The sequence below is a fragment of the Nonomuraea sp. NPDC049684 genome, assembly GCF_044465345.1.
Lineage (GTDB): Bacteria > Actinomycetota > Actinomycetes > Streptosporangiales > Streptosporangiaceae > Nonomuraea.
Map to the genome: position 1 here is coordinate 867,133 of NZ_JBITLO010000002.1, position 12,905 is coordinate 880,037.

Here is a 12,905-nt window from a genome sequence, read left to right on the forward strand (position 1 = left end):
CACAGCAGGGCGGCAATCAGGGTAACCGGGGAGTGCCGATGCTCGCCGCCAAAACGGATAAAGGGCAACAAGTGGATCTCTTGTTGCCCTTTATCCGATGAATCGGTGATCAGTGGAAGAAGTGGCGGGTCCCGGTGAAGTAGAGGGTGACGCCCGCCTGCTCACAGGCGTCGATCACCTCCTGGTCCCGGATCGAGCCGCCCGGCTCCACGATCGCCTTGACCCCGGCCTCGATCAGCACCTGCGGCCCGTCGGCGAACGGGAAGAACGCGTCGGAGGCGGCGACCGAGCCGGCCGCCCGCTCCCCCGCCCGGCTCACCGCGAGGCGGCAGGAGTCGACCCGGTTGACCTGGCCCATGCCCACTCCCACCGTGGCGCCGCCGGCGGCCAGCAGGATCGCGTTCGACTTCACCGAGCGCGAGGCGCGCCAGGCGAAGGCCAGGTCGGCCAGCAGCTCGGGCGAGGCGGCCGCGCCGGTCTTGAGCTCCCACGCCGCCGGGTCGTCGCCGCCGGCGTCGATCCGGTCGACCGCCTGCAGCAGCAGGCCGCCGTCGACGCGGCGGAACTCCAGCGGCTGGGACGGCCCCTCCGGGCAGCGCAGCAGGCGCAGGCTCTTCTTGGCCCGCAGCACCTCCAGCGCCTCCGCGCTGAAGCCGGGGGCCACGACGACCTCGGTGAACACGTCGGCGATCTGCCGGGCCAGCTCGACGGTGACCTCGCGGTTGACCGCGATCACGCCGCCGTAGGCCGAGACGGGGTCGCAGGCGTGGGCCTTGCGGTGGGCCTCGGCCACATCGGCGCCGACGGCGATGCCGCACGGGTTCTGGTGCTTGATGATCGCCACGCACGGCTCGGCGAAGTCCCAGGCCGCCCGCCAGGCCGCGTCGGAGTCGAGGTAGTTGTTGTAGGACATCTCCTTGCCGTGCAGCTGCTCGGCGTTGGCCAGGCCGCCGGAGCCGGCGGTGTAGAGGGCGGCGCGCTGGTGCGGGTTCTCGCCGTAGCGCAGGGTCGCCTTGCGCTCGTACGCGACGCCGGTGAACTCGGGGAACTCCTCCTCCCCGCCCGCGTACGGCCCGGCGAACCAGTTGGCCACGGCCACGTCGTAGGCGGCGGTGTGGGCGTAGGCGACACCGGCCAGGCGGCGGCGCTCGTGCAGCGTGAACCCGCCCTCGTCGAGCGCGGTGAGCACGTCGCCGTAGGCGGCGGGGTCGACCACGACCGCGCAGGTGGCGTGGTTCTTGGCGGCGCCCCTGATCATCGCGGGCCCGCCGATGTCGATCTGCTCGACGCACTCCTCGTCGGAGGCCCCGGAGGCCACCGTCTGCTGGAACGGGTAGAGGTTGACCACCACGAGCTGGAACGGGTCGATCTCCAGCTCGTCGAGCTGGGCCACGTGGCTGGGCTTGGTGAGGTCGGCCAGCAGGCCGGCGTGCACGCGCGGGTGCAGCGTCTTGACCCGGCCGTCGAGGCACTCGGGGAAGCCGGTGAGCTGCTCCACCTTGGTCACCGGGATCCCGTGGGACGCGATCGCGGCGGCCGTGCCGCCTGTCGACACGATCTCCACGCCGGCGCCGTCGAGTGCCCTGGCCAGCTCTTCGAGCCCGGACTTGTCGTAGACAGCGATCAGCGCGCGCCGGATGGCGATGCGAGTCACGTGCTTTCCCCTCCTGATTGGTTGCCGATGCGGACGGTGCGTCCGCTGACCGTCCAGCCCTCGCGGGCCATCCGGCCGACGATGTCGACGAGCAGGCGGCGCTCGACGGTCTTGATGCGCTCGTGCAGGACCGGCTCGTCGTCATCCGGCAGCACGGGCACCGCCTCCTGGGCGACGATCGGCCCCGTGTCGATCCCGGCGTCGGCCAGCATCACGGTGCAGCCGGTCACCTTCACCCCGTGGGCCAGCGCGTCGCGCACGCCGTGGGCGCCGGGGAAGGACGGCAGCAGCGCCGGATGGGTGTTGAGCACGGGGAACGCGTCGAGCGTGGGCGCACCCAAAATCTTCATGAAGCCCGCCGACACCACCAGGTCGGGCTCGTACGATGCGATCCTGGCGGCAAGAGCGGCATCCCAGTCCGCCCGAGTCGCATGATCGCCCAGCTTTTCAACAAATGTCGGGACATTTGCCCTGGTGGCCCTGGCCAGGCCCTCTATGCCGTCCCGATCCGCGCCCACCGCCACCACGCGCGCACCGTACGACGGGTCGGCGGAAGCGTCCAGCAGGGCCTGTAGGTTGGTTCCAGAGCCGGAGACGAGGACGACGAGCCGCCCAGCCTTTGACACGCACACTCCAAAGAATGGAAACAGGGTGGGGCTGACAGGGTATCTGTTCCTCGCCCGGCGACGCAGAGGAGGTCAGGTGTCGACACCGGTGCAGGCACCGGCGGGTCAGCAGCCCGCCGATTCAGCGGGTCGCCGTGCGATCTGGTTGTCCATCGCGGCGCTGGCCATGACGTTCATGCTGCCGCTCGCCGGCCTGGTCATGGCCCTGTTCGCGCTCATGTCGGGCATCCGCGCGCTGCCGCGGCTGCGCAACGCCCACAAGCCCACGGGCACGGCCGTCGGCGGCATCACGATCTCCTCCATCGCGCTGGCCCTGTCGGCGATGGCCACGGGGATGCAGCTCTACCTGATGGACGAATACTCCGCCTACCAGGAGTGCATGAAGGGCGCGGGCACGGTCTCGGCCCAGGGCGAGTGCTTCACCCAGTTCCGCGACGCCGCGCAGCGCAAGCTGCCGCCCGACGTCCTCCAGCTGCTCGGAGCCATGCAGTCCTAGTCGCGGTCCCAGGCGTAGGGGTCGACGTAGATGACGTGACCGCCGCGGTCGTCGGACTCGTCCACGATGTCCTTGCGCGGCGGGCGGGCCGGGCCGCCTGAGGGCTCGGCCGGGCGCGGGCGGGCCTGGGCCAGGGTCTCGGCCTCGGCGGAGGCGTGCTCGTCCTGCCAGTCGTCCCTGATGACCGGGATCTCCTGGGTGTCGGCCTCGGTGGCGTCCATCCAGTGGCCGGGCAGCGGGCGCGGGTCGGACTCGGCCAGGCCCACCTTGCTGGCCGCCTTGGCGATGGCCGCGCCCGCCTTGCGGACCGGCGCGGCGGCCTTGTCGAGCGGCGCGCGGGCCTTCTTGTTGAGCAGCAGCAGGTTGGCCACGCCCGCCGAGATGCCGGCCGCCACGCCCACCTCCAGGGCCACCGACAGGGCCACCTCCCAGGGGGACGGGCCGATCGCCGACAGCCGGCCGCCGCCGATGGGCCCGCCGGACAGCGCGGCCAGCAGGCCGGCGACCAGGCCGGTGGAGACACCGGTCAGGAAGCCCCACAGGGGGGCGGCCTCGTACGAATGCGAGGGCGAGATCCGGGCCACGAACACGCCCGCCACCGCGCCCGCCGCGAACGGCAGCGCGATCACCGCCATCATCCACGCCGGCACGGGCCCGCTCTCGGGCAGCGCGCCCAGCAGCGGCAGGCTCGGCACCGTGCCGAGCTCGACGCCGGTCGGTGCGACCAGCGTGTCCGCGCCGATGGCGAAGCCAGGGCCGGCGATGTAGGAGGAGGCCCAGATCACGGCGTTGAGCAGGTAGAGGAGCTGGAGCAGCAACAGCAGCACGCCGCCGACGAAGCCCGGCGCGAGCACGTCCGACAGGTCTTTGACCTGGCCGAAGTTGAGCACGACCGCGACCAGCACCAGCCCCAGCCCGGACGCCAGCAGCGCCGTCGTGGCGACGGCCGTGCCGACCGTGACCGCCCGCAGCCGCTCGGGCAGCAGCTTGAGCATGATCCGCCACGGGCCGATCATGCGCGCGGTGGCCAGCGAGCCCGCCAGGAAGGCCAGCACGAAGTGGCTGAGCAGCGCCTCGCCGATGAACGGCTGGGTGATCTCGTTGCTGGCCACCAGCGCGATCAGCCCGGCCAGCAGCGCGTAGGGGGCCGCCAGCGAGACGCCGGCCTGGCCGACCAGCGCGAGCTGCGCGCGGCGGCGGGCGTTGGCCTGCTCGCGCGGGCTGTTCTTGGGCAGCCGGGCGGGCAGGCGCAGCCGCAGGTCGGCGTCGCGGGCCATCCACCGGCCGGCGCGGTAGAGCAGGAACGCGGGCAGCACCATCAGCCCGAGGGGCAGCAGCCCGACCCGGCCGCCGGGCATCGCGAACCCCGCGTGGTGCGCGGCCAGCCAGAGCTGCGCCGCCGCGCGGAACACGCCGGGCAGGCCGGCGCCGAGCGTGCCGCGCGGCGCGGCGATCCAGCCGACGAGGGTGAGCGTGGTGAGCACGGCCAGGCCGACGCCGAGCGTGCAGGCGGCGGCGAGCATGCCCGACACGGGTAGCGGCCGCCTCGTCTCGTCGTCGTCGGTCGAGACCCCGGGGAGCTTGCCGAGCACCGACTTGGGGGCGGTACGCAACTGGTCGAGAATGGCCGTCACAGATGCGATTTTCTCAATCTTTCCCAACCATCGCTTGGTTGACGCGCCGCAGCGGGTCCACTTTGTCGCCGTGAGCCGCCCGCGAACGCGCCTCTTCGCCGCCGTGAGCCCTCCGCGAACCCGCCTCGCCCCCTTTCCGTGCCCTTTACCCGCCGCCCGGCGGGCCCTGGGACGCCCGGCGGCATGGAAAAGCCCCGCATGGCGGCGGCCAGGCGGGGCTTTTCCATGCGTGACTAGCGGGACTGCATGATCTCGCGCATCAGGCGGGCCGTCTCGGAGGGGGTCTTGCCGACGCGGACGCCGACCTTCTCCAGGGCCTCCTTCTTGGCCTGGGCGGTGCCGGCCGAGCCGGAGACGATGGCGCCGGCGTGGCCCATCGTCTTGCCCTCGGGGGCGGTGAAGCCCGCGACGTAGGCCACGACCGGCTTGGTGACGTGCTGCTCGATGTAGGCCGCGGCCCGCTCCTCGGCGTCGCCGCCGATCTCACCGATCATCACGATCGCGTCGGTGTCGGGGTCGTCCTGGAAGGCCTGGAGCGCGTCGATGTGCGTGGTGCCGATGACCGGGTCGCCGCCGATGCCGACCGCGGTGGAGAAACCGAAGTCGCGCAGCTCGTACATGAGCTGGTAGGTCAGCGTGCCGGACTTCGAGACCAGGCCGATGCGGCCGGCGGTGGTGATGTCGGCGGGGATGATGCCGGCGTTGGACGCGCCGGGCGAGGCGATGCCGGGGCAGTTGGGCCCGATGATGCGGGTCTTGTTGCCCTTGGCCACCGCGTACGCCCAGAACTCGGTCGAGTCGTGGACCGGGATGCCCTCGGTGATCACGACGCAGAGCGGGATCTCGGCGTCGACGGCCTCCTTGACGGCGGCCTTGGTGTGGGCCGGCGGCACGAAGACGACCGACACGTCGGCGCCGGTCTGCTCCATGGCCTCCTTCACCGTGCCGAACACGGGCAGGCCCTCGTGCGTGATGCCCGCCTTGCGGGCGTTGACGCCGCCGACGACCTTCGCGCCGGAGGCGAGCATGCGGCGGGTGTGCTTGGTGCCCTCACCGCCGGTCATGCCCTGAACAATGATCTTGCTGTTCTCGGTCAGCCAGATAGCCATGACTCACGCACCTACCGCAGCGAGCTCGGCGGCCCGCTTGGCCGCGTCGTCCATCGTGTCAACCAGCTCGACCCGCGGGAGCGCGGCGTCGGCCAGGATCTGCCGCCCGAGCTGGGCGTTGTTGCCGTCGAGGCGGACCACCAGCGGGTGCGTCACGGCCTCGCCGCGGCTCTCCAGCAGCTTGAACGCCGAGACGATGCCGTTGGCCACGGCGTCGCAGGCGGTGATGCCGCCGAAGACGTTCACGAAGATCGACTTGACGCTCGGGTCGGAGAGGATGATCTCCAGGCCCGCGGCCATGACCTCGGCCGAGGCGCCGCCGCCGATGTCGAGGAAGTTCGCCGGGGACGGCTTGCCGGGGAACGCCTCGCCCGCGTAGGCCACCACGTCGAGGGTGGACATGACCAGGCCCGCGCCGTTGCCGATGATGCCGACGTTGCCGTCGAGCTTGACGTAGTTGAGGTCCTTCTCCTTGGCCTTGGCCTCCAGAGGGTCCTCGGCGGCCTTGTCGGCCAGCGCCTCGTGGTCGGCCTGGCGGAAGCCGGCGTTCTCGTCGAGGGTGACCTTGCCGTCGAGGGCCTTCACCTGGCCGTCGGCCGACAGGATCATCGGGTTGACCTCGACCAGCGTGGCGTCCTCGTCGACGAAGCAGCACCACAGCTTCTCGATGAGCTCGGCGGCGCCGTCGAGCGACTTCTCGGGCAGCCCGCCGGCCACCGCGATCTCGCGGGCCTTGGCGCGGTCGATGCCGTCGAGGGCCGAGACCGGCACCTTGGCGACCTTCTCGGGCGTGCTGTGGGCGACCTCTTCGATGTCCATGCCGCCGGCGGCGGAGCAGATCGCGAGGAAGGTACGGTTGGCGCGGTCGAGCAGGAAGGAGAAGTAGTACTCCTCCGCGATCGCGCTGGCCTCCTCCACGAGCACCTTGTGGACCGTGTGGCCCTTGATGTCCATGCCGAGGATGGCGGTGGCCTTCTCGACGGCGTCGGCGGCGTCGTCGGCCACCTTCACGCCGCCGGCCTTGCCGCGACCGCCGGTCTTGACCTGGGCCTTGACGACAACGCGGCCGGTCAGCTCCTCAGCCGCCGCCCGCACCTCCTCCACGGTGTTGGCGACGATGCCGCGTGGCACCGGGATGCCGTAGTCAGCGAAGAGCTCCTTCGCCTGATGTTCGAACAGGTCCACGAGGGTCCGTCCTTGCTTATCCGACTGATGTTCGACGGCCCGGGCAACTGCGCTTACGGTCGCGTCCGCTCGCCGCTCGTGTCGGCTTCGTGCCTCGCTCTCTCACGGCGAGCTCCTACGCTCAGGGGTGCGTGCCGGGCGTTTCCGCCAGTGAAGCCTAGCCCCAAGCTTGACCTGCACAGGTCATCGGGGCACGGTTCTTCCGCTATGTGACGGTGATCTCACTTCACCATGTCCCTCTCTGCACCGAAAGTGCACCAATTCGCTGCCTTATGCGGTGTCTGTCGATATATGGTCGTGATCTTCAATTGGCAGGATTCCTGCTCCCCTCATTCTTGATCTGAAGGAATCGGATGAAGCGAATTATCGCGGGCCTGGCCCTGGCCTCCGCGGCGGCGCTCGTGACCGCGACCCCGGCCCAGGCCGCGCCCGCGGATCCGGCGAAGGCGCTGAAGAAGCAGTACGTCGCCGGACACGGCGTACGGTTCACCGAGACGTCCCGCACCTCGATGGACGGCAAGAGCACCGGCGCCACGAAGACGTCCGGCGTTCTGGAGTTCGGCCGGTCCGGAATCGTCGCCTCGGACGTACGCAATCACGCCTCCGGCAAGAGCGCCGACCTGTACGCGGCGCTGATGCCGTCCCGGACGATCACCGTGGGCAAGCACGTATATGCGCAGGGCGGCATTTACAGCGAGGGTCTGCCCGAGGGCAAGAAGTGGGTGCGCTACCCCGACACCGGCCTCCAGATGAGCACCTCCAACCAGATGCTGGACATCTTCGAGCCCAAGGTGCTGAAGGCGCTCGTCTCCCACGCCGCGAGCACCAAGGGCGGCATCTACCGCGGCTCGGTCACGGTGAAGGAGCTCGGCAAGATCTACGGCCAGAACGTCGACAAGAAGGTCGCCAAGGTCAAGGTCTCGTACCTGCTCGCCGTGAACTCCAAGGGCCTGGTCACCAGGGTCGTCAGCGACTGGACCCTCGACTTCGGCATCCTCGGCGCCAGCCACAGCACGACCGAGACCCGCTACACCGGCTGGGGCGCCAAGGTCAAGGTCAAGGCCCCGCCGGCCGACCAGGTGGCCGACATCGCCGACCTCTCCGACGACAGCACCGTTCCGAAGGACATCCCGGACGGCTCACTCAACTCCCTGGGCAACATCAGGTAGCCCCCCTTCTAAGGACACTCATGAAGCGATTGCTCGCGGCCGCGGTGACGGCCGCGGCACTCATCCCGGCCGTCCCCGCACAGGCGGCCGTGGACCCCGTCACCGCACTCAAGCGGCAGTTCGTCCCGGGCCACGGGGTGACGATCTCCGAGACCGCACGGACCGAGTCGAAGCGTCCGCGCGACGGCGAGGTCACCCGCATGGCCGGCTCCGTGGAGTTCGGCGCGTCCGGGCCCGTCGCGGCCGACGTCGTGTTCAGGACGGTCGGCAAGGACGACAGCCGGCAGCGCTGGATCAGCGTCGGCGGCAAGGTGTACGTGCAGGCCGCCGACCTGGCCGACGACCTGCCCATGGGCCGGACGTGGGTGCTCATGGAGCACCTCAAGGGCAAGGTGATCACCTCGGCCCAGCCGGTCGACGTGCTGGCGCCCAAGACGGTCAAGGCCCTGGTCTCGCACGCCTCCGGCGTCAAGGACGGCCTCCGGCGTGGCGCGCTGACCCTCGCGCAGGCGCGCGGGGCCGGCGCGTACGAAGGGTTCTACTACCGGCTGGGCCTGAACGCCCAGGCGCTGCCCGACCACGTCGTGACCGGCCAGGACGTCACGCCTGGCGGGCGGAGCGTCGTCGAGACCCGGCTCTCGGGCTGGGGCGGGAAGGTCAGCGTCAAGGCCCCTCCGGCGGACGAGATCATCACCTACAAGGACTGGGTGGCCGAGAAGCGGGCGAGGGCCGAGAAGCTCCGCCAGGCCATCCCCGACGGTTCCACCAGCTCGCTCGGCCTGTTCGACTGAGCCGCCGAGCTGTCGACAACCCCCCTCGAACCAAGGACACAACCGCACATGAAGCGAACCCTCACCGGCGTCGCGCTGGCGACGGCCGCCGCCCTGGTGGCCGCCACCCCCGCGCTGCTGGCGGCGCCGGCCCAGGCGGCCGCGCCCAAGAACCCCGTGACCGCCGTGAAGAAGCAGCTCGTCCCCGGCAAGGGGGTGAAGTTCAGCGAGCGCATCAGCATCACCGACGGCACGCGCAGCGAGGTCTTCATCCGGCGCACGGGAACCTTCCAGTTCAGCAGGTCGGGGGTCGCCGCCTCGGACATCACGGGCAAGTTCGCCCTCAACCTGTCCGACCTGGGCGACGAGGCGCCGGAGGAGCTCAAGGCCCTCGCCACGCCCGAGCGCACGATCCGGATCGGCACGACGTCGTACCTGTCCGGCGGCATGTGGACCACGGTCCTGCCCGAGGGCGAGACCTGGTTCAAGGCCCCGCACGGCCCGACGGGCGGCATCACCGGCACGTTCGGCCAGCCGGTGAACGTCGCCGAGCAGGGCACGCTCAAGACCCTGATCAAGACCGCCAAGCCGGTGAGCGGCGGCTACGCCGGCACGATCACCGTCCGCGACCTGCGGAAGATCTCCCCCTGGTACCGGGCGACCGCCATCGACCCGCGCCCCACGGCCAAGGCGCTGAAGAGCGTCATCAGCTGGAAGCTCACCGTGAACGCGGCCGGCCTGCCGGTGCGCCTGGTGGCCACGTTCCCGCAGGCCGCGATCACCGGCTCGGGCTCCAAGAAGGACGGCGTGCGGGTCGACACCCGCTTCACCGGCTGGGGCGGCGCCGTGTCGATCAAGGCTCCGACGGCTGAGGACGTCTCCAGCGAGTTCGAGAACGGCAAGGACGACATCTCCTCCCTCGACCTGCCGTTCGGCGTCAGCGTCGCCAAGTAGCACCCGCCGGCGCCGCGGCCCGCGCCCGTCCCGTCGCCGCTTGGCGGGACAGGCGCGGGCCCGGCCCGCGTCCGCCGGACGTGGGTCAGGCGAGGCGGGAGTCGCGCAGGGCGGCCCACTCCAGCGAGTGCCTGATGCCCTCCTCGACGGTGAACCGGGTCTCCCAGCCGAGCAGCCGCCGCGCCCGGTCGCTGCGGGTGTACGCGCCCGCCACGTCACCGGGCCGGGCGGGCGCCTCGACCACGTCGATCGGCCGGTCGACGACCCGGTTGAACGCCTCGGCCAGCTCGCGGACCGTCGTTCCCGCGCCGGTGCCGAGGTTGATCACGTCGGCGTCCAGGGAGTCGAACCGGCGCAGCGCGGCCACGTGCGCGGCGGCCAGGTCCCAGACGTGCACGTAGTCGCGGATGCCCGTGCCGTCGCTGGTCGGGTAGCCGGTGCCGGTGATCGCGAACGGCACGCCGTCCTCGTACGCCTCGATCATCTTGCCCAGGGCGTGGCTGGGACGGCGCAGTTGCAGGCCCGTGCGCATGGCCGGGTCGGCGCCGATCGGGTTGAAGTAGCGCAGCGACAGGATGCGGATCGGCCGGGTGGCGGCGATGTCGGCGAACATGGCCTCGCAGACCGCCTTGGTCCGCGCGTACGGGCTCTGCGGGGCGAGCGGCGAGCTCTCGTCCACGGTGTGGTCGGCGCCCGCCTGGTAGATCGACGCGGACGAGCTGAAGATCATCCGCTCGCAGCCGTTGCGCAGCAGATGGTCGGCGAACTCCAGGCTCTTGGCGACGTTCGCGCGGTAGTAGCCGACCGGGTCCGCGACGGAGTCGGGCACGACGATCAGGGCCGCACAGTGGACGACGGCCTCGATGTCGGGGTGCTCGGCGAAGATCTTGTCGACGAGGGCGCCGTCGCCGATGTCGCCCTCGTAGAAGACCCGTCCGTCGGCGAACTCCCTGCGGCCCGTCACGAGGCTGTCGAGGATCACGGGCTCGATGCCGGCGTCGAGGCACGCCGACCCGATCGTGCTGCCGATATAGCCCGCCCCACCGGTAATCAATACGCGCATGCCCGAACCCTACGGGGATGTCACGAGGGTCGCGCGCCGTCCCGATGATCTTCGTGTGGTCCGGGCCGCGGGGACTTCGGGTCGATCTCCGGCTGGTCATGTCGGCCCAGCCGTGCGACATTTCCTGGTATGGGCAGGGACGTGCCAGTCGTCGTGTTCAGCCGGGACGATCGCCGGAAATATCGGGAAAAGGTGCGTCGATGTCTCGACGTCTTCGCCCAGATGTTGCGCGAGTCCCGCTTCGAGTTCGACCGCCCCCGCGCCGGCCTGGAGATCGAGCTCAACATCGTGGACGCCCGCGGCGAGGCCGCCATGCGCAACGCCCAGGTGCTGGCCGCGATCGAGCAGCCGGACTGGGCCACCGAGCTGGGCCAGTTCAACATCGAGATCAACGTCGAGCCCCGGGAGCTGACCGGCGACGGCCCGCTGCACCTGGAGGCGGACGTACGGAGGCGGCTCAACCACGCCGAGGAGCGCGCCCGCTCGCAGGACGGGCACCTGGTGCTGGTCGGCATCCTGCCCACGCTGCGCGAGCAGGACATCAGCGAGGGCACCCTGTCGGCCAACCCCCGCTACCGCCTGCTCAACGAGCAGATCTTCGCCGCCCGCGGCGAGGATCTGCACCTGTGCATCGAGGGCGTGGAACGCCTCGACACCCACGCCGACAGCGTCGCGCCCGAGGCCGCGTGCACCAGCGTCCAGCTCCACCTCCAGGTGAGCCCGGAGGCGTTCGCGCCGCACTGGAACGCCGCCCAGGTCATCGCGGGCCCCCAGGTCGCCGTCGCGGCCAACTCCCCCTACCTGTTCGGCAAGGAGCTGCACCGGGAGACCAGGATCGCGCTGTTCGAGCAGGCCACCGACACGCGTCCGGCCGAGCTGAAGACCCAGGGCGTGCGGCCGCGGGTGTGGTTCGGGGAACGCTGGATCACCAGCGTCTTCGACCTGTTCGAGGAGAACGTCAGCTACTACCCGGCGCTGCTGCCCCTGTGCGAGGAGGAGGACCCGCGGGCCGAGCTGGACCAGGGACGCATCCCCCAGCTCCACGAGCTGACCCTGCACAACGGCACCATCTACCGCTGGAACCGGCCCGTCTACGCCGTCGTGGACGGCGTGCCGCACCTGCGCGTGGAGAACCGCGTCCTGCCCGCCGGGCCCACGGTCGCCGACATCGCCGCGAACGCCGCGTTCTACTACGGCCTGATGCGCGTGCTCCCGTCGGCCGAGCGGCCGATCTGGAGCCAGATGTCCTTCCGCACCGCCGAGGACAACCTCGCCGCCGCGGCCCGGCACGGCCTGGACGCCCGGCTGTACTGGCCGGGGCTGGGCGAGGTGCCGGCGGCCGAGCTGATCCTGCGGCGGCTGCTGCCCATGGCGCGCGAGGGCCTGGCCGCGTGGGGGGTGCACACGCCGGTCGCCGACCGGCTGCTCGGCATCATCGAGGGACGCTGCCTGACCGGCCGCACGGGCGCGACCTGGCAGGTCGAACGGGTGCGCGCGCAGGGCGGCGACCGCCACGAGGCGTTACGCGCCATGACGTTGGACTACATCGACCGCATGCACGGCAACGATCCGGTGCACACTTGGGACGTGTGAACATCGTGCGACCCCGCCTCCTCGTCCTGGCCCTCGTCCTGTTGCTGGCCGGCTGCGGCCTCACCCGGCCCGCGTCGAGGGACGTGCAGGGGGCCGACACGTTCGAGGACGACATCCGGGCCGCGCGCACGCTCACCGAGTCGTTCTGGACGGAGTTCTTCGACCAGCAGGGGATGACATATCGGCCTATCGCCGACTTCATTCCCTACTCCGGGAGTTCGGGGCCTTCCTGCGGGGGCGAGCCGTCCGTGCCGAACAACGCCTTCTACTGCCCCGAGGGCCACTTCATCGCCTATGACCAGGCATGGATGGAGTCCCTGTGGAACGACATGGGCGACGGCTCGGTCTACGTGATCATCCCCCACGAGTTCGGGCACGCCGTCCAGGCCCAGCTCAGGACCGGTTTCGAGCTCAACGTCCAGGCCGAGCTGCAGGCCGACTGCTACGCCGGCGGGACGCTGGCGGCCCTGGTCGGCTCAGGCTCCCTGCGCGCCCAGCCCGGTGACGAGGACGAGCTCATGACCAGCCTGGAGGCCGCCGGCGACCCCACGGACGACTGGCTGAACCCCGCCGCCCACGGCACCGCCGAGCAACGCCAGGCCTCCTTCGCCGGCGGCTACGACGACGGCGTGGGCGCCTGCTGAGGATGTAC

General features: G+C 70.9%; 12 protein-coding genes. 6 read left to right on the plus strand and 6 right to left on the minus strand.

What is annotated here, in order from left to right; all coding sequences use genetic code 11:
• Positions 1 to 109: 109 nt before the first annotated feature.
• Both purH and purN read right to left on the minus strand, forming a co-directional pair.
• On the minus strand, positions 110 to 1,654 hold the full coding sequence (purH, locus tag ACIBST_RS09770) for a bifunctional phosphoribosylaminoimidazolecarboxamide formyltransferase/IMP cyclohydrolase (protein ID WP_397170551.1): 1,545 nt from the start codon (positions 1,652 to 1,654) through the stop codon (positions 110 to 112).
• On the minus strand, positions 1,651 to 2,280 hold the full coding sequence (gene purN / locus ACIBST_RS09775) for a phosphoribosylglycinamide formyltransferase (protein WP_352366616.1): 630 nt from the start codon (positions 2,278 to 2,280) through the stop codon (positions 1,651 to 1,653). The genes purH and purN overlap by 4 nt, the downstream gene beginning before the upstream one ends.
• Before the next feature lie 76 nt (positions 2,281 to 2,356).
• Here purN and ACIBST_RS09780 point away from each other — a divergent pair, with 76 nt between their 5' ends.
• Complete coding sequence (locus tag ACIBST_RS09780; protein WP_397170552.1) at positions 2,357 to 2,776, plus strand: hypothetical protein; 420 nt, start codon at positions 2,357 to 2,359, stop codon at positions 2,774 to 2,776.
• Here the strand turns inward: ACIBST_RS09780 and ACIBST_RS09785 are convergent.
• From ACIBST_RS09785 to sucC, 3 genes are all read right to left on the minus strand, one after another.
• Positions 2,773 to 4,410 carry a DUF6350 family protein gene (locus ACIBST_RS09785; RefSeq protein ID WP_397170553.1) on the minus strand — a complete coding sequence of 546 codons (1,638 nt, stop codon included), beginning with the start codon at positions 4,408 to 4,410 and terminating at the stop codon, positions 2,773 to 2,775. The two genes, ACIBST_RS09780 and ACIBST_RS09785, sit on opposite strands and share 4 nt — an antisense overlap.
• A 233-nt stretch (positions 4,411 to 4,643) precedes the next feature.
• Entirely contained in the window at positions 4,644 to 5,519 is an 876-nt protein-coding gene (sucD, locus tag ACIBST_RS09790; RefSeq protein ID WP_125644468.1) for a succinate--CoA ligase subunit alpha, read from the minus strand.
• A gap of 3 nt (positions 5,520 to 5,522) precedes the next feature.
• Entirely contained in the window at positions 5,523 to 6,704 is a 1,182-nt protein-coding gene (sucC, locus tag ACIBST_RS09795) for an ADP-forming succinate--CoA ligase subunit beta (RefSeq protein WP_364338219.1), read from the minus strand.
• 353 nt (positions 6,705 to 7,057) lie between these two features.
• Between sucC and ACIBST_RS09800 the strand changes: the two genes are divergently transcribed.
• From ACIBST_RS09800 to ACIBST_RS09810, 3 genes are read left to right on the plus strand one after another with little or no spacing between them, the layout of a single operon-like run.
• Complete coding sequence (locus ACIBST_RS09800; protein ID WP_397170555.1) at positions 7,058 to 7,873, plus strand: hypothetical protein; 816 nt, start codon at positions 7,058 to 7,060, stop codon at positions 7,871 to 7,873.
• Positions 7,874 to 7,893: 20 nt separating this feature from the next.
• Positions 7,894 to 8,664, plus strand: coding sequence for a hypothetical protein (locus ACIBST_RS09805; RefSeq protein ID WP_397170556.1), 771 nt, complete (start codon positions 7,894 to 7,896; stop codon positions 8,662 to 8,664).
• A gap of 48 nt (positions 8,665 to 8,712) precedes the next feature.
• Entirely contained in the window at positions 8,713 to 9,597 is an 885-nt protein-coding gene (locus ACIBST_RS09810) for a hypothetical protein (RefSeq protein WP_397170557.1), read from the plus strand.
• 85 nt (positions 9,598 to 9,682) lie between these two features.
• Here ACIBST_RS09810 and galE read toward each other — a convergent pair whose 3' ends face one another.
• The gene (gene galE, locus ACIBST_RS09815) at positions 9,683 to 10,660 is read right to left on the minus strand and encodes a UDP-glucose 4-epimerase GalE (protein ID WP_352362707.1); all 978 of its coding nucleotides are present in this window, start codon (positions 10,658 to 10,660) and stop codon (positions 9,683 to 9,685) included.
• 192 nt (positions 10,661 to 10,852) lie between these two features.
• Here galE and ACIBST_RS09820 point away from each other — a divergent pair, with 192 nt between their 5' ends.
• Positions 10,853 to 12,253, plus strand: a complete 1,401-nt coding sequence (locus tag ACIBST_RS09820; protein ID WP_397170558.1) for a glutamate--cysteine ligase — start codon at positions 10,853 to 10,855, stop codon at positions 12,251 to 12,253.
• On the plus strand, positions 12,250 to 12,897 hold the full coding sequence (locus ACIBST_RS09825) for a neutral zinc metallopeptidase (protein ID WP_397170560.1): 648 nt from the start codon (positions 12,250 to 12,252) through the stop codon (positions 12,895 to 12,897). Before ACIBST_RS09820 ends, ACIBST_RS09825 begins: the two co-directional genes overlap by 4 nt.
• The last annotated feature ends 8 nt before the right edge of the window (positions 12,898 to 12,905 follow it).